Source organism: Rhodococcus sp. NPDC003383 (genome assembly GCF_053589115.1).
This window is the reverse complement of record NZ_JBSFRG010000023.1, coordinates 70,997-85,837: the sequence shown is the minus strand read 5'-3', so window position 1 is coordinate 85,837 and position 14,841 is coordinate 70,997. Positions and strand designations below refer to the sequence as shown.

Sequence of the window (14,841 nt, the reverse complement as noted above, 5' to 3'; positions counted from 1 at the left end):
ACCGATCCGGCCGTCTCGCCAGCCCGCTTCGCGGATCCCCGTTTCGTGTCGGCCCGTCGTATTACGCTGCGAGCACGCGACCGGCCGACGAACGACGCGCCGAGTACGAATTCGCTCACGCTGCAGTCCGAGCGGATTCCGACACGGCGAGCGCATTCGGGAGCCGGCCGGAGATACAGCAGTGGTCACTACTGCACCGGGAGCCCACATGTACGACGTGAAGAAATTGGCCCGTGCCGAGCGGACCCAACTCGCAACACTCCTGCGTTCGCTCACGCCCGAACAATGGAACGCCCCGTCACTGTGCACGGGCTGGACCGTCCGCGACGTCGTGGCACACATGCTCAGCTACGAGGAACTCGGCGCGGTCGAACTCGTGCGCCGCTTGGCTCGCAGCCGGCTGCAGCTCGATCGCGCCAACGACATCGGACTCGCCGACCAGCGCGGACTCGGACCGCAGCAGCTGATCGAGCTGCTCGACCGGAACCTGGAACCGCGAGGACTCACCACCGCCTTCGGCGGCCGGGTCGCGCTCGTGGACGGGATGGTCCACCAGCAGGACATTCGCCGCCCGCTCGCCATCCCGCGAGAGATTCCCGCCGAGCGGCTCGAACCCGCTCTCCGCTTCGCACGTTTCGCGCCGCCCATCGGTGCATCCCGGCGGATCCACGGCCTTCGACTGGTCGCCACGGACGTCGATTGGGCCACGGGACGAGGACCCGAGATCCACGGGCCCGGTGAAGCACTGCTGATGGCGATGGCCGGTCGTTCCGGCGTCGCCGACGAACTCGACGGTCCCGGAGTGGCGACACTGCGTTCCCGGATCGAACCCCGAATCTGACACCGAAGAAAAATTCCCACACCTCCGCGCTTCGACATGGCACACTGGGCGACCGGAACAGACGAACTCGACCGGAAAGGAACTCCGATGCACACCGCTTCGCACTCGCAGCGCATGTCGCAGAAGAAGATTCGTTTCCTGGATCGAGTTCTCGAAAATCCCGGTCGGAACACCGGAGTCCGCGTCCACTGACGCCCCGCCTCGGGGCGTGTGCGCCCCGAGCTTTTCGCCACCGTCACGGTGACCATCGGCCTTTCTCGGCCGTCGCGGGACCATCACGCCTCGACCATCACCACTTGCATTGCGAGAGAACGAGGTTGTCGATTGTCATGCGCCGCTCACCCACCGCCGTGACCACGTACCTGGCCGAGCACCCGCCGACCACCGACGACGCGGACTGGTCGGCTGCCGCCTGCCGCGGCGACCGGCACCCGGACCGCTGGTTCCCCGACCCGAGCGAGTCGTTCGACTACGCGGCCGAGATCTGCGGCCGCTGCCCCATCGCCGCGGCATGCGGCAGCTACGCAATCGCGACCGCCCAGACGGGCGTGTGGGGAGGACGAGAATACCGCCGCGGCAAGATGATTCGCTGACCGCTCGGTCTATCGCTTCGGGCTGCCCCACTCACCCTCGACCGCGGTGAGCCATCGTTCCACGCGCTCGATGGTTTCGGCGTGGCCGAGGGTGAAGCCGAGCGATTCCTCCATCACGACGACACGGGACAGACTGGTCGTGAGGACCGACGCGACGACGGGCGGAAAATCCTCGTGCGCAACGCCGTACCGGTCGAGCAGCACCTCGATCGCCTCCGCCTGGTCGCGCCGGAACCGCTCGGAGTAGTCGGCGAGAAGTTTCCGCAGCGCGGGCCGGTGCCGCGACATCGCCATGAACTCCATCGTCAGCGCCACCCCGGACGGGTTGCTGCTGTACCGCCACAGTGCCCACAGCGGTTGCGGGGATGCCAGCGCTTTCCGCTGCATCTCGAGGCCCTGTTCGGCGCGGCGCCGGAACACCTCTTCGAGCAACTCGTCCATGTTCACGAAGTAGTAGTGCACGAGCTGCGGCTTGAGGCCGGCCTGCTCGGCGACGCGGCGGGACGAGACGGCCGCATAGCCGTGCTCGAGCATGACCTTCTCGGCGGCGTCCAGCAGGACCGTCCGATTCTTCGCATCGGGAGCCCCGATCCTGCGCGGCGAGGGCATGCGCGCTGTCCACCTCCACAATTCGAACGGGTCTCCGTTGTCGCCCGGACATCCTATCGCTCCGAAAACGATGCGACCTCGGCCGAAGGCACGCATCGTCACGGAGGCACATTCGCCCTGGGGCTGCCTGCGCATGCCCCGGCAGCGCATCAGCTCGAGGCGCGTACCACCAGCTCCACGGGCAGCCGCATCGACTCGGCGTCACCGTCGCGAACCAGGTCGAGCAGGCGGCGGACGGCCGCGACCCCGATGTCGTGCGCGGGCGAGCGGACCGTGGTCAACGGAACCGGCAGCTGCGCGACGACGGGAATGTCGTTGTAGCCGACGACGGCGAGATCGTCCGGGATGGACAGCCCGAGGTCGCGGGCGACGCCGAGGATGCCGATGGCGATGGTGTCGCTGACCGCGAAGATCGCGCGGGGCCGATCGGGCCGGTCGAGCAGCGCCCGGCCCGCCTCCACGCCGCCGGAGACGTCGAAGCTCGACGGGACGATCCGGCCGGCCGGGACCTCCACCGACGCCTCGCGCAAGGTGTCGAGGAAACCGTCGCGCCGATCCCGGGCCGTGCTCGCATGGTCGGGACCGGCGATGATCGCGAGGTCGGTGTAGCCGCGATCGAGCAGGTGCCGGGCGGCGAGCGCTCCGCCGCGGTAGTCGTCACCGACGACGAACGGCAGTCCCGCGTCGGCGTGCCGGGTCACGGTCAGGATCGGCAGCTGCCCGAGCCCCAGGGACTCGACGAACGGGCGTCCGGGAATGTGCAGGCTGCTCAGCAACAGTCCGTCCACCTGCCGCCCGACCAGCAGGGTGATCGCACGGCGCTGCGCCTCGAGGTCGTCGGGCGGGCTCGACAGCAGGACCGAGTACCCGGCCTTCGTCGCGGCTTCTTCGATGCCCTGGTAGGTCGTCGCGACCACCCCGTCGGTCAGCCGCGGCATGACGACGCCGAGCGTGGTCGTCTTGCGGGTGCGCAGGCTCGCCGCCCACAGATTCGGCCGGTAGCCGAGCTCGGCCGCGACCTCCCGCACGCGCAGGGCCGATTCGGACCAGCCGTCGACCGGTTCGGGTTGGCGCAGCACGCGGGAGGCCGTCGAGACGTGCACGCCGGCACGCTCGGCGATCTCCTTGAGCGTCGGCGCACGGTCGGGACGGGACATTCGGCTCTCCTGCTCGTTTCGCATCGAGTTCGAGTTCCGGGTTGACGAGCCCGGAGCACGCCCCTTAGCGTAGGGCACGCAATCGTTCGTGCAAACGTTCTCGCAAACGTTATGACAAACGTTCCTCGACCCCCGGAGAGAGTCATGTCCAACCCCCAGTCGCTGACCCAGCTCTTCGCCCTCGACTCCCTGCTCGAGCAGGAGGAGATCGACATCCGCGACACCGTTCGCAAGTTCGGCAACGAGCGCATCCGTCCGCACGTGGCCCAGTGGTTCGAGGAAGCGAAGATCCCGGCGCGTGAGCTGGCGCAGGAACTCGGGCAGCTCGGCGTGCTCGGCATGCACCTCGAGGGTTACGGCTGCGCCGGCATGAGCGCCACCGCCTACGGCCTGGCCTGCCTCGAGCTCGAGGCCGTCGACTCCGGTATCCGCAGCCTCGTCTCGGTGCAGGGCTCGCTGGCGATGTTCTCCATCCACCACTGGGGCAGCGAGGAGCAGAAGCAGGAATGGCTCCCCCGCATGGCCGCCGGCGAGGCCATCGGCTGCTTCGGCCTGACCGAGCCGGACTTCGGCTCCAACCCGGCCGGGATGCGCACCAACGCCAAGCGCGACGGTGACGACTGGATCCTCAACGGCACCAAGATGTGGATCACCAACGGGTCCGTCGCCGACGTCGCCGTCGTGTGGGCTCAGACCGACCTCGAGGAGGGCGCCAAGGGCATCCGCGGCTTCGTCGTCCCCACCGACACCCCCGGCTTCTCCGCCCCGGAGATCCACTCCAAGCTGTCGCTGCGCGCCTCGGTCACCTCGGAACTCGTCCTCGACGGCGTGCGCCTGCCGGCCTCGGCGATGCTGCCGAAGGCCAAGGGCCTGCGCGGACCGCTGACCTCTCTCGGCGAGGCCCGCTTCGGCATCGTCTTCGGTGCGATCGGCGCGGCCCGCGACTGCCTCGAGACCGCGATCGAGTACTCGCAGTCCCGCGAGGTGTTCGACAAGCCGCTCGCCGGCTACCAGCTCACCCAGGCCAAGATCGCCGACATGGCGCTCGAGGTCGGCAAGGGCCATCTGCTCGCCTACCACCTCGGACGGATGAAGGACCGCGGCGAGATCGCCCCCGAGCAGGTCAGTCTGGGCAAGCTCAACAACGTCCGCGAGGCCATCGCGGTCGCCCGCGAGTGCCGGACCATCCTGGGTGCGAACGGCATCACCCTCGAATACCCCGTCATCCGGCACGCCAACAACCTCGAATCGGTGCTGACCTACGAGGGCACCTCCGAGGTCCACCAGCTGACCATCGGCAAGGCCCTGACCGGAGAGGCAGCCTTCCGGTGACAGGGGCATTGGACGGGCTGGTGATCGCCGACTTCGGTCGCGTGCTCGCCGGCCCCTACGCCACGATGCTGCTCGCCGACCTCGGGGCGGAGGTCGTCAAGGTCGAACGCCCGGGCTTCGGCGACGACACCCGGCACTGGGGTCCGCCGTGGGTCGGCGACGAGTCGACGTACTTCCTGGGTGTCAACCGGAACAAGCGGTCGGTGTCGATCGACCTGACCACCGAGGCGGGGCTCGACGAGGCCCGTAACCTCGTCGCCCGCGCCGACGTCGTCGTCGAGAACTTCCTGCCCGGCACGATGAATCGGCTCGGCCTCGGCTACGAGCAGGCCCGCGAACTCAACCCCGACATCGTGTACTGCTCGATCACCGGGTTCGGCGGCAACAACAACCTGCCCGGCTACGACCTGCTCATCCAGGCGGTCGGCGGATTGATGAGCATCACCGGGCCCGACCCGGCGACCCCCACCAAGGTCGGTGTCGCGGTCGTCGACGTCATCACCGGAATGCACGCTGCGCTGGGCATTCTCGCCGCGCTTCGGCACCGCGACCGGACCGGTGAGGGCCAGCGCGTCGAGGTGAACCTGCTGTCGTCGCTGCTGTCGGCGCTGGCGAACCAGTCGTCGGGCTATGTGGCGGCCGGCGTAGTGCCGAAGGCCATGGGCAACCGGCATCCGAGCATCGCACCCTACGAGGTGTTCAGCACCGCGGACCGGCCGTTCGTCCTCGCCGTCGGCAACGACCGCCAGTTCGCCTCGCTGGTAGAGGTTCTCGGGGCGCCCGAACTCGCATCCGACGACCGGTTCACGACGAACACCGCACGCGTCGCGAACCGCGAGGAACTGACGAAGATCCTCGACGAACTGCTGTCGACGAACACCGCCGACGCCTGGTTCGACGCCCTCACCGCGGCACGCGTGCCGTGCGGGCCGCTCAACGACATCGCCGACGCCGTCGCCCTCGCCGAGCGCCTCGGCCTGTCGCCGGTCGTGTCGATCGACGATCCGGACCGGGACGCTCCGCTCCGCCAGATCGCCAACCCGATCCGGCTCAGCGCCACCCCCGCGACGTACCGCACGGCGCCGCCTCGCCTCGGTTAGATCTCGACAGCTTCTCCAACGCCTACAACACCGACGCCGGGTGACGGTTCGCGCCGTTTCGCCCGGCGTCGGTGGCGAATGTGCCACAGTCGAATACGCCCCTCGATGTTCCCAACCTATTCGATACGCATGTGCCCGGCGGGCGGGAAAGAGAGAAGACATGTGCACCAGGGTCGTGTGGCCGGATGCGGCGGGATCGGTACTCGTCGGCCGCAACATGGACTATCACCGCGACACGGGGACGAATCTGTGGTCCCTGCCGCGCGGAATCGACCGGCGGGACGGCGTCGGCGGCTCGTTGACCTGGACGTCGAAGTTCGGCAGCGTCGTGGCCGCGGCCTTCGACATGATGACCGTCGACGGCATGAACGAGGCCGGCCTGTCGGGACACATCCTCTGGCTCGCGGAGTCGGACTACGGAACGTACGACCCGTCCCGGCCGGCGCTGAGCATGGCCGTGTGGATGCAGTACTTCCTGGACAACTTCGCCACGGTCGCGGAGGCTGCGGCGTGGATCGAGCAGACCGAGGTGCAGGTCGTTCCTCTCGGCGACCCGGCCACCGGCGAGGTACCCACGGTGCATCTCGCATTGGACGATGCGACGGGTGATTCGGCGATCGTCGAGTACGTCGACGGCAAGGCCACCGTCTGGCACGACCGCAGCTATCAGGTGATGACGAATTCACCGACCTACGACAAGCAGCTCGAACTGCTCCGCGAGGTCGAGGGATTCGGTGGCGACAAGCCGTTGCCCGGTACCACGGACGCCGCCGACAGGTTCGCCCGCGCCGCCTATTACGTCGGCCGGCTTCCCGAACCCGAGAGCGGCGTGGAGGCCGTCGCCGGGATGTTCAGTGTCATCCGCAATGCGGCGCAGCCGTTCCGGGTTCCGGATCCGGACAAACCCTATGCGTCACAGACGATCTGGCAGACCGTGGGTGACCTGACCGGCAGACGCTACGTGTTCGCGTCGACGACGCGCCCGAACGTCCTGTGGGTCGACCTCTCCGAGCTGGATTTCACCGAGGGTGCGCCGGCGCGCAAGCTCGATCTGCTCGGCGACACCGCACTCGAAGGTGGGCTCGGCGGCAACGTCACGGACCGGTTCGTCGACACCGCCCCGCTCCAGTTCCTCGAACTTCCGGCTGCACAGTAGGTCCTCGAACTGCCGGTTGCGCAGTGGCAGAACCGGAACAGCAGGGAACCCGAAACGCGACGGTGCCGCGCTCCCGGGTCTGGGAGCGCGGCACCGAAGGGGTTCGCCGCCAGGGTTCTCCTGTGGGCGACTGTCTCTAGTGGGCGACCGCCTTCTCGACACCGACACCGGTGAGCGAGCGGACCTCCATCTCGGCCTGCTTGAACGGATCCTCCACCTTGCGGCGGCCGACGTAGGTGCCGACGATGCCGAGGACGAAGGCCAGCGGGATGGACACGATGCCGGGGTTCGACAGCGGGAACAGCGCGAAGTCGGCGTTCGGGAACATCGACGACGGCTTGCCGGACACGGCCGGGGAGAACACGATCAGCAGCAGGCAGCTGATCAGACCGCCGTAGATGCTGAACAGTGCACCGGTGGTGTTGAACTTCTTCCAGAACAGCGAGTACAGCAGCGTCGGCAGGTTCGCCGAGGCGGCGACCGCGAACGCGAGGGCGACCAGGAAGGCGATGTTCTGCCCCATCGCCAGGATGCCCAGCACGATCGACATCAGGCCGATGACGACGACGGTGATGCGCGAGACCCGCACCTGCTCGTCCTCGGTTGCGTTGCCGCGCTTGATGACACTGGCGTAGATGTCGTGGGCGAAGGACGCCGACGCGGTGATCGCCAGACCCGCGACGACCGCGAGGATCGTGGCGAACGCGACCGCGGAGATGATCGCCAGGAACAGGGTGCCGCCGAGTTCGAAGGCCAGCAGCGGAGCCGCCGCGTTCTCCTTGCCGGGGGCGTTCAGGATGACGTCCGGGCCGACCAGCTTCGCGGCACCGTAGCCGAGGACCAGGGTGAACAGATAGAAGGCACCGATGAGCGCGATCGCCCAGGTCACCGAGCGGCGGGCTTCCTTCGCGGTCGGCACCGTGTAGAAGCGCATGAGCACGTGCGGCAGGCCGGCAGTGCCGAGCACCAGGGCGATACCGAGCGAGACGAAGTCGATGCGGGTCATGTCGCTGATGCCGTACTTCGCGCCCGGAGCGAGGATGTCGCGACCGGCGACCGCCGCGTCCGAGGAGTTCGACGCCATGGCCTGCGCGTCGGCGAGCAGCTGGGAGAAGTTGCCGCGCACGGCGAATAGCACGAGGACGAACATGATCGCGGCGCCGGCGACGAGCAGGACGGCCTTGACCATCTGCACGTAGGTGGTGCCCTTCATGCCGCCGATGAGCACGTACACGATCATGAGCACACCGACGACCGCGACGACGATCGCCTGACCGGCCTTGTCGTGGATGTCGAGCAGCAGCGCGACCAGGCCACCGGCACCGGCCATCTGGGCGAGCAGGTAGAACAGCGAGACCGCGAGGGTGGACAGCGCCGCGGCCATGCGCACCGGCCGCTGCTTGAGCCGGAAGCTCAACACGTCGGCCATCGTGAAACGCCCTGTGTTGCGCAGGAGTTCGGCGACGAGCAGCAGCGCGACGAGCCACGCGACGAGGAAGCCGATGGAGTACAGGAAGCCGTCGTAGCCGTACACGGCGATGGCACCGGCGATTCCGAGGAACGACGCGGCCGACAGGTAGTCACCGGCGATCGCGAAACCGTTCTGCGGGCCGGAGAACTGGCCACCGCCGGTGTAGAAGTCCGAGGCCTTCTTGGTGGTGCGGCTGGCCTTGATGACCAGGCCCATGGTGACGACGACGAACGCGACGAAGATCGCGATGTTGATCAGCGGGTTGCCGACATCGGCGGTCCCACTCTGCGCGAGAACGGTCACTGGGCCGGTCCTTCCAGCTCTTCACGGATCGCGGCGGACCGAGGATCGAGCTCGCGTCCTGCGAATTTCACGTAGAGGGCGGTGATCACGAACGTCGTCACGAACTGACCGAAGCCCAGGATCAAGCCGAGATTGATGTTGCCGATCACCTTCGTCGCCATGAAGTCGGCGGCGTACGTCGCGAGCAGTACGTAGACCCCGTACCAGGCGAGGAAGAACACCGTCACCGGGAACACGAACCGCCGCAACCGGCTACGCAATTCCTGGAATTCCGGGCTCGCTTGCATGGCTACGAAGTCCTGGGGTGTGGGTTCGCGCCGTACCGGCGCGTCGAGCCCACTCTTGACTGTGGTCACTGCCGACTCCTCGGTTTGTGAGTTGTAGTGAGAACAGACGGTAATGAGACGACGGTCACACGCATAAGGAGTGCGGTCCGATCGCACGCCGAGCTGTCGTGTCGTGCGCCGAGCGGTCGACTCACCGCGACGAACGGCGCGTCCGATCCCCCGAAACGGATTTATCGGCACCGGACGCGCCCGCACCGAATGCGCCGATCTCACGGTCGCGGCCCATGCCGAGCCGTTCCGGGACGTGCATGCGCGAGAAGGTGCGCCCCACGTCCGCGGGAACCGACCGGCGGGTGGCGAGGGAGACCAGCACCATCGCCAGGAACGCCAGCGGCACGCTCACCGCGGCCGGGTAGCCGACGAGCACCGCCGGCCAGCCGCCGCGATCCGGATCGATGGGTGCGAGCACCACCACCATCGCGGCGGTCCCGGACACCAGCCCGCCGAGCACCATCCCCGCGGCGGCCCCGGCCGCGGTGAGGCCCCGCCACCAGATACCCAGGATCAGCAGCGGGCACAGCGTCGACGCCGCCACCGCGAACACCAGGCCCACCGAACGCGACAGGTCCAGCGACGTCACCGACAGCGACAACGCGAGCGGCACGATCCCGGCGAGCACCGCCGCGATCCGGAAGTCCCGGACCCGGCCACGCAGCACATCCGTCGACAGCACGCCCGCGACGCTGACCAGCAGGCCCGACGACGTGGACAGGAACGCGGCGATCGCACCCGAGGCGACGAGCGCGGCCAGCAGCTGCCCACCCCACCCGCTCAGCACCGATCCGGGCAGCAGCAGCACCGCCGCGTCCGAGCGTCCGGTGATGAGCAACTGCGGCACATACAGTCGCGCGAAGACGCCGAGCAGCGTCGGGAACAGGTAGAACATGCCGACCAGGGCGATCACGGCGAGCGAGGTCACCCGCGCGGTGCGGCCGTCGGGGTTGGTGTAGAACCGCACGAGCACGTGCGGCAGGCCCATCGTGCCGAGGAACGTCGCGAGGATCAGCGAGTACACCTGGAACATCGGGTAGTCCCCGCCGAATCCGTTTCCGGGTGAGGCCCACGAGTCGTTGTCCGGCGGCGCACCCGCAACGACCGGAACGGGCGAGCCGGCGGCGAGCACCAGCTCGGTTCCCGACGACAGCTCGTGCTGGCCCGGCGCGAGCAGCACCGGACCGGCGACCGGCCGGCCGTCGATGTGCCCGGTGACGTCGACCTGCAGCGGCTCCCCCACCTGCACGATCACATCGGTGGTGATGTCGACGGTGGTGCGATCGGTGACGGTCGGCGGCACCGCCTCGGTCAGGACCCGGTCGTGGGCGAGGAAATGCAGGGTGAGTACCAGCGCCGGCAACGCGACCGCGGTGAGCTTGAGCCAGTACTGGAACGCCTGCACGAACGTGATCGACCGCATGCCGCCGCCGACGACGTTGCCGACGACGATCGCCCCGACCGCGGCCACACCCACCCACTCGGGCAGCCCCAGCAGGATGTTCAGCGTCAGTCCCGCCCCCTGGAACTGCGGCACCAGGTACAGCACGCAGATGACGGCGACGACGATCATCGCGAGGGTGCGCACCCAGCGCGTGCCGAGCCGGAACTCGGCGAAGTCCGGCACCGTGTAGGCGCCGGACCGGCGCAGCGGTGCGGCGACGAACAGCAACAGGCCCAGATAGCCTGCGGCGAAGCCCACCGGATACCACAGGGCGTCGGCGCCGTACTTCGCGACGAGCCCGGCGACACCGAGGAACGATGCGGCGGACAGGTATTCCCCCGCGATCGCCGCGGCATTCCAGCGCGGCCCGACCGTGCGCGACGCGACGAGGAAGTCGGAGGTCGTGCGCGCCAGGCGGACGCCGTAGATGCCGATCGCGACGGTCGCGGCGGCAGCGGCGATCAGGCCGACGACGGTGAGAACGGGAATCGAACCGGTGCCCATCGCGGCTCAGTCGTCGGTCAGGTCGGTGAAGTCCTGCTCGTTGCGTTCGGCCAGCCGCACGTACAGCCACGAGATGCCGAGCAGCACCGGATAGCCGACGACACCGAGCAGCAACCACGGCAGCCGCAGCCCCAGCAGCGTCACCTCCGCGAGCGAGGGAACCAGGGCGAACAGCACCGGCAGCGCCCCCAGCAAACACACCGCGACGAGCGCGAGCCGCAACGCCAGCCCGAGCTGCGCCCGGACGAGGCCGCGCACCATCGCGTCGCCGATCTGCGTCTGCTGCTGCACCTCGACGCGGGTGCGGACCATGCGGGCTCCGCGCCGCTGCGCGAGCACCACCCGTTCCCGCGGCGGCGGACCGGCGGTGCTCATCGGGCCGTCCAGGTCTGCATGGGACCGCGGATGAGCCGGTCCTTGAGTTCCCGGGTGTGGCGGCGGCTGACCGGAAGCTCCACCGGCTGCTGGTCCCCCTCCGGCCGCAGGCACACCACCAGGCCGGATCCGACACTGCGGATGCCCGTCACCAGCGGCAGCGCCACCAGGTACGACCGGTGTACCCGCAGGAACCCAGCGTCCGCCCAGCGGCTCTCGAGCGTCGAAATGGGGATGCGCACCAGATGGGAACCGGTCGCGGTGTGCAGGCGCGCGTAGTCGCCGTCGGCCTCGACCCACCGCACCGACGACCGCGGCACCAGCGTCGTGACCCCGCCGAGTTCGACGGGAATCACCTCGTCGGACGACGACGGAGCGCCGCCCTGGTCGCTGCTGCTGCGGCGGCGTTCGGCGATCCGCCGCACCGCCTCGGCGAGCCGTTCCTCGCGCAGCGGCTTGAGCAGATAGTCGACCGCACCCAGGTCGAACGCCGCGACCGCGCGGTCGTCGTGCGCGGTCACGAACACCACCGACGGTGGCTGCGCGAAGTTGCGGAGGATCCCCGCGAGCTCGAGGCCGTCGAGCCCGGGCATGTTGATGTCGAGGAAGACCGCGTCGATGCCACCGTCGCGCAGCAGCCGCAGCGCGGTGGTCGCGTCGCCCGCGGTATGAACCGAGCCGATCTCGTCGCGCCGGCGCAGCAGGTAGGCAAGCTCGTCGAGGGCAGGCGGCTCGTCGTCGACCGCCAGCACGGTGAGGGACTCCGGATTGTCGTTCACAACGGAATCATCGTGCCATGCCCCGCCGCCGGTCACGGTCGGATCCCCGGCCGGAACTTCGGCACCCGCATGCTGACCTTGGTGCCGGCGCCCGGTGCGGTCTCGACGACCAGGCCGTAATCGTTGCCGAACGCCGCCCGCAACCGGTCGTCGACGTTCGCCAGGCCCACGTGCGCGGACTCCTTGACGCCGCTGTCCTCGCGGTCCGCGACCGCGTCGAGCGAACCCGAGCGCAGGAGTTCCGGGTCCATGCCGATGCCGTCGTCCTCGACACTGATGACGCAGTCGGTGCCCTCGTCGGCGGCGACGATGCTGATGGTGCCGGCGCGCGTCGGTTTCCCGGCGATGCCGTGCCGCACCGCGTTCTCCACCAGCGGCTGCAACGCGAGGAACGGCAGCACCACCCCCAGGACCTCGGGGGCGATCTGCAACCGCACGTCGAGCGCATTGCCGAACCGGGCACGTTCGAGCGTGAGATACCGGTCGATGTTGCGCAGCTCGTCGGCGAGCACCGTGTACTCGCCCGCGGAACGGAACGAATACCGCGTGAAGTCCGCGAACTCGAGCAACAGTTCGCGAGCCCGGTCCGGGTCGGTGCGCACGAACGAGGCAACCGTGTTGAGGGCGTTGTAGATGAAGTGCGGGCTGATCTGGGCGCGTAGCGCACGAACCTCCGCGCGGTCCAGCCGCGCGCGGGACGCGTCGAGCTCGGCGAGTTCGATCTGGCTGCACGCGTATCCCGCGACCTCGGCGAGCACCCCGAGCATCGCCGGGCCCGGTTCGGTGGTGGTGACGACGCCGAGCACCCCGACCACACCGACGCCGTCGATGATCAGCGGCTGGGCGATCAGCGCCCGCGCCGCGAGCTCTTCGGGTCCGCGCACCAGATCGCCGTGGCCGACGAGCACGCGGCGCTCCCCCTCGATCGCGCGGACAGCGGCGTCGTGCATCTGGGCGGCGAGTCCCTCGTACAACCCGTGCCAGGCGAGCCGATTGCCGTCGGCGTCGAGCAGTGCCACGGCCTGCGCGCCGGTGAGGGTCCGCAGCTGCGGCGCGGCCTCCTGCGCGGAGGTCGCGTCGAGTCCGCGGCGCAGCGGTCGCGCGGCGAGCGAGGCGGTGTGCAGCGTCGCGTGCACGGCGCGTTCGGCGGGGGTGGTGACGACGCGACGGGTCCGTGCCCACACCGCGGCGATACCGCCGGCCAGGAGCGCGGCCACCACGACGAGCGCGACGACGACAGTGCCGGTCACTGCTCACCCCACCGGGCCGGGCGCTGCAGGCGTGGATGCTCGAACAGGCGCGGATGCTCGAACAGGTCGGTCGCGATCATGCATACAAACCTAGGGCGTGTCTCCCGATCCTTCTTTTCCGAGCGAATGTATCGCTCAGTCGGTTGAAGGAGACGAGCGGTACATTCGCTCGGAAGGAAGGGGGCGAGGGCGGCGATTGGGCGACAGGTGCGCCGAAATGGGGATCGGGCAAAATGCCCCATGACGCCGGACGCCGCGGACCGCCGCAACGCGTCAGGCGGGTCGTGCCCGCGCGGAACCGACGAGCGGCACCGGTTCCCTCATCGGCGCGAGCGCTCCCACCGAGAAGGTCCTTCGACGCTGCAGCACGGTACCCACCGGCCGCACCGCGAACGTGACGGCGACGTCGCACTCCCCGAAGCGCAGGGCGGTCAGCGCGCCGGATTCGACGACCGCGACGACACCGTGGAGGTCGTATTCGGCGGTCAGGTCGAGGTCGACGCGACCGACGAGCACGCCGTCGAGGCTCAGTTCGACGGACGGATGCTGGTTCGCCGTGATCCGCGTGCTGTCCAGCGGCACAAGCTGTTTCGTGCCGGTGAGGGACGTGGTGGCCGCGTCACGCAACCGCCGGTAGCGCTGCCAGCCCTGCGCGAACAGGTCGTCGAGGCCGACCTCCAGGAGTTCGGCGACCGCGGCGGCGACCTCCGCGTCGACGGCGGTGAGCACATCCGGGGTGAGCGCGTTCAGCGCCCTCACCGCGGCACGGACAGCGCCGAACCGGCCGAGGACGTCGGCCACCGCCGCGGCCGACCGGTCCGGAGGAACGCCCGGCAGCAACACGGTGCGCGCGGTGATCGCGTTCGGATCGGTCATGGGTTGTCTCCTGTCGTCCGGATGTCCCACGAGCGGGCACGGAAGTCGATCCCGACCGCCGGGCCCGCCCGGTCCTCGACCGTGGTCCGCGGATTCCGGTCGGGCCGGGCGACCGCGCGCACCTCCCGGGTCCTTCGTCCGCTGCGGCGTTCACCCGGCCGGCGGAGCCGGGTGACCAGCACCGCGCCGGCGAGTGCGCCCGCTCCGGCGCCGAGTCCGGTCAGTGCCACCGTGACCGTGTTCTTCGGAGCGGGAGTACCGGCCGCGGGGGTGGGCGGGTCCGGCGGCGAGGCCACGGTGACCGGCGATCCGGCCGAGACCGTCACCGTTTCGGTGACCGTGTCCGGTGGCTGCGCCTGGTTCTCCATCACGGTCTCGGTGACGGTTTCGGTTGCGGTCCCACCCACTTCGACGGTCTCGGTGACGGTTTCGGTCGTCGTCTCGTACACCGTCGTGGTCTCGTAGACCGTCGTGGGTACGTACACCGTCTCGTACACCGTCGTGGGCACGTACACCGTCTCGGTCACCGTGGTGGTCGACACGCAGCACGAACCCGAGTCGGGGTCCTGCGATGCCCCGGCGCGGGTCGCGCCGAGGAACACGAGACCGAGCGCAGCCAGGCCCATGCCGATCGCGGCAGCCGTTCCCCGCCGCCTGCTCGTCGTCCCCGTATTTCGCATGTTCCCAGCGTCTTCCGGCGACGTCCGGGGCGC

Annotated in this window: 15 protein-coding genes; 5 read left to right on the top strand and 10 right to left on the bottom strand. The window is 69.2% G+C overall.

The features are described from left to right. The first annotated feature begins 208 nt into the window (after window positions 1–208). A complete protein-coding gene (locus tag ACWDTS_RS19710) occupies window positions 209–841 on the top strand; it encodes a maleylpyruvate isomerase family mycothiol-dependent enzyme (protein WP_450118852.1) in 633 nt (210 codons plus the stop codon). A 329-nt stretch (window positions 842–1,170) separates the two neighbouring features. After that, window positions 1,171–1,434, top strand: coding sequence for a WhiB family transcriptional regulator (locus ACWDTS_RS19705; protein ID WP_450109254.1), 264 nt, complete (start codon window positions 1,171–1,173; stop codon window positions 1,432–1,434). A 9-nt stretch (window positions 1,435–1,443) separates the two neighbouring features. Here ACWDTS_RS19705 and ACWDTS_RS19700 read toward each other — a convergent pair whose 3' ends face one another. Next, a complete protein-coding gene (locus ACWDTS_RS19700; RefSeq protein ID WP_450109253.1) occupies window positions 1,444–2,043 on the bottom strand; it encodes a TetR/AcrR family transcriptional regulator in 600 nt (199 codons plus the stop codon). A gap of 149 nt (window positions 2,044–2,192) precedes the next feature. Then, complete coding sequence (locus ACWDTS_RS19695; RefSeq protein WP_450109252.1) at window positions 2,193–3,200, bottom strand: LacI family DNA-binding transcriptional regulator; 1,008 nt, start codon at window positions 3,198–3,200, stop codon at window positions 2,193–2,195. A 144-nt stretch (window positions 3,201–3,344) separates the two neighbouring features. On the opposite strand from ACWDTS_RS19695, the gene ACWDTS_RS19690 reads away from it, so the two are divergent. The 3 genes from ACWDTS_RS19690 (at window position 3,345) to ACWDTS_RS19680 (ending at window position 6,788) form a co-directional block, all read left to right on the top strand. Then, a complete protein-coding gene (locus ACWDTS_RS19690; protein ID WP_450109251.1) occupies window positions 3,345–4,532 on the top strand; it encodes an acyl-CoA dehydrogenase family protein in 1,188 nt (395 codons plus the stop codon). Continuing rightward, window positions 4,529–5,632: a CaiB/BaiF CoA transferase family protein gene (locus tag ACWDTS_RS19685; RefSeq protein WP_450109250.1), complete on the top strand. Its 1,104-nt coding sequence runs from the start codon at window positions 4,529–4,531 to the stop codon at window positions 5,630–5,632. Before ACWDTS_RS19690 ends, ACWDTS_RS19685 begins: the two co-directional genes overlap by 4 nt. A 160-nt stretch (window positions 5,633–5,792) precedes the next feature. Then, window positions 5,793–6,788: a linear amide C-N hydrolase gene (locus tag ACWDTS_RS19680; protein ID WP_450109249.1), complete on the top strand. Its 996-nt coding sequence runs from the start codon at window positions 5,793–5,795 to the stop codon at window positions 6,786–6,788. A gap of 136 nt (window positions 6,789–6,924) precedes the next feature. Here the strand turns inward: ACWDTS_RS19680 and ACWDTS_RS19675 are convergent, their stop codons facing one another. The 8 genes from ACWDTS_RS19675 to ACWDTS_RS19640 all read right to left on the bottom strand — a co-directional run bounded on the left by ACWDTS_RS19675 (window position 6,925) and on the right by ACWDTS_RS19640 (window position 14,808). Further along, entirely contained in the window at window positions 6,925–8,562 is a 1,638-nt protein-coding gene (locus ACWDTS_RS19675; RefSeq protein ID WP_197250910.1) for a solute symporter family protein, read from the bottom strand. Beyond that, window positions 8,559–8,849 (bottom strand): DUF485 domain-containing protein, encoded by a 291-nt coding sequence (locus ACWDTS_RS19670; protein ID WP_197250921.1) that lies wholly within the window; start codon window positions 8,847–8,849, stop codon window positions 8,559–8,561. The genes ACWDTS_RS19675 and ACWDTS_RS19670 overlap by 4 nt, the downstream gene beginning before the upstream one ends. A 190-nt stretch (window positions 8,850–9,039) precedes the next feature. Further along, on the bottom strand, window positions 9,040–10,848 hold the full coding sequence (locus ACWDTS_RS19665) for a sodium/solute symporter (RefSeq protein WP_450109248.1): 1,809 nt from the start codon (window positions 10,846–10,848) through the stop codon (window positions 9,040–9,042). A gap of 6 nt (window positions 10,849–10,854) precedes the next feature. Beyond that, window positions 10,855–11,223, bottom strand: coding sequence for a hypothetical protein (locus ACWDTS_RS19660; RefSeq protein ID WP_197250908.1), 369 nt, complete (start codon window positions 11,221–11,223; stop codon window positions 10,855–10,857). Further along, on the bottom strand, window positions 11,220–12,002 hold the full coding sequence (locus ACWDTS_RS19655) for a LytR/AlgR family response regulator transcription factor (RefSeq protein ID WP_197250907.1): 783 nt from the start codon (window positions 12,000–12,002) through the stop codon (window positions 11,220–11,222). The genes ACWDTS_RS19660 and ACWDTS_RS19655 overlap by 4 nt, the downstream gene beginning before the upstream one ends. Window positions 12,003–12,034: 32 nt before the next feature. Continuing rightward, window positions 12,035–13,252: a sensor histidine kinase gene (locus tag ACWDTS_RS19650; protein WP_450109247.1), complete on the bottom strand. Its 1,218-nt coding sequence runs from the start codon at window positions 13,250–13,252 to the stop codon at window positions 12,035–12,037. Window positions 13,253–13,525: 273 nt separating this feature from the next. Continuing rightward, complete coding sequence (locus ACWDTS_RS19645) at window positions 13,526–14,128, bottom strand: hypothetical protein (RefSeq protein WP_450109246.1); 603 nt, start codon at window positions 14,126–14,128, stop codon at window positions 13,526–13,528. Beyond that, window positions 14,125–14,808, bottom strand: coding sequence for a hypothetical protein (locus ACWDTS_RS19640; RefSeq protein ID WP_450109245.1), 684 nt, complete (start codon window positions 14,806–14,808; stop codon window positions 14,125–14,127). The genes ACWDTS_RS19645 and ACWDTS_RS19640 overlap by 4 nt, the downstream gene beginning before the upstream one ends. Window positions 14,809–14,841: the final 33 nt, after the last annotated feature.

What these genes read in the sequence shown, in the direction of transcription:
- ACWDTS_RS19700 (WP_450109253.1), bottom strand. Translation starts at nt 2,043, where the DNA reads ATGCCCTCGCCGCGCAGGATCGGGGCTCCCGATGCGAAGAATCGGACG.
- ACWDTS_RS19665 (WP_450109248.1), bottom strand. Translation starts at nt 10,848, where the DNA reads ATGGGCACCGGTTCGATTCCCGTTCTCACCGTCGTCGGCCTGATCGCC.
- ACWDTS_RS19690 (WP_450109251.1), top strand. Translation starts at nt 3,345, where the DNA reads ATGTCCAACCCCCAGTCGCTGACCCAGCTCTTCGCCCTCGACTCCCTG.
- ACWDTS_RS19640 (WP_450109245.1), bottom strand. Translation starts at nt 14,808, where the DNA reads ATGCGAAATACGGGGACGACGAGCAGGCGGCGGGGAACGGCTGCCGCG.
- ACWDTS_RS19660 (WP_197250908.1), bottom strand. Translation starts at nt 11,223, where the DNA reads ATGAGCACCGCCGGTCCGCCGCCGCGGGAACGGGTGGTGCTCGCGCAG.
- ACWDTS_RS19705 (WP_450109254.1), top strand. Translation starts at nt 1,171, where the DNA reads ATGCGCCGCTCACCCACCGCCGTGACCACGTACCTGGCCGAGCACCCG.
- ACWDTS_RS19695 (WP_450109252.1), bottom strand. Translation starts at nt 3,200, where the DNA reads ATGTCCCGTCCCGACCGTGCGCCGACGCTCAAGGAGATCGCCGAGCGT.
- ACWDTS_RS19645 (WP_450109246.1), bottom strand. Translation starts at nt 14,128, where the DNA reads ATGACCGATCCGAACGCGATCACCGCGCGCACCGTGTTGCTGCCGGGC.
- ACWDTS_RS19680 (WP_450109249.1), top strand. Translation starts at nt 5,793, where the DNA reads ATGTGCACCAGGGTCGTGTGGCCGGATGCGGCGGGATCGGTACTCGTC.
- ACWDTS_RS19710 (WP_450118852.1), top strand. Translation starts at nt 209, where the DNA reads ATGTACGACGTGAAGAAATTGGCCCGTGCCGAGCGGACCCAACTCGCA.
- ACWDTS_RS19670 (WP_197250921.1), bottom strand. Translation starts at nt 8,849, where the DNA reads ATGCAAGCGAGCCCGGAATTCCAGGAATTGCGTAGCCGGTTGCGGCGG.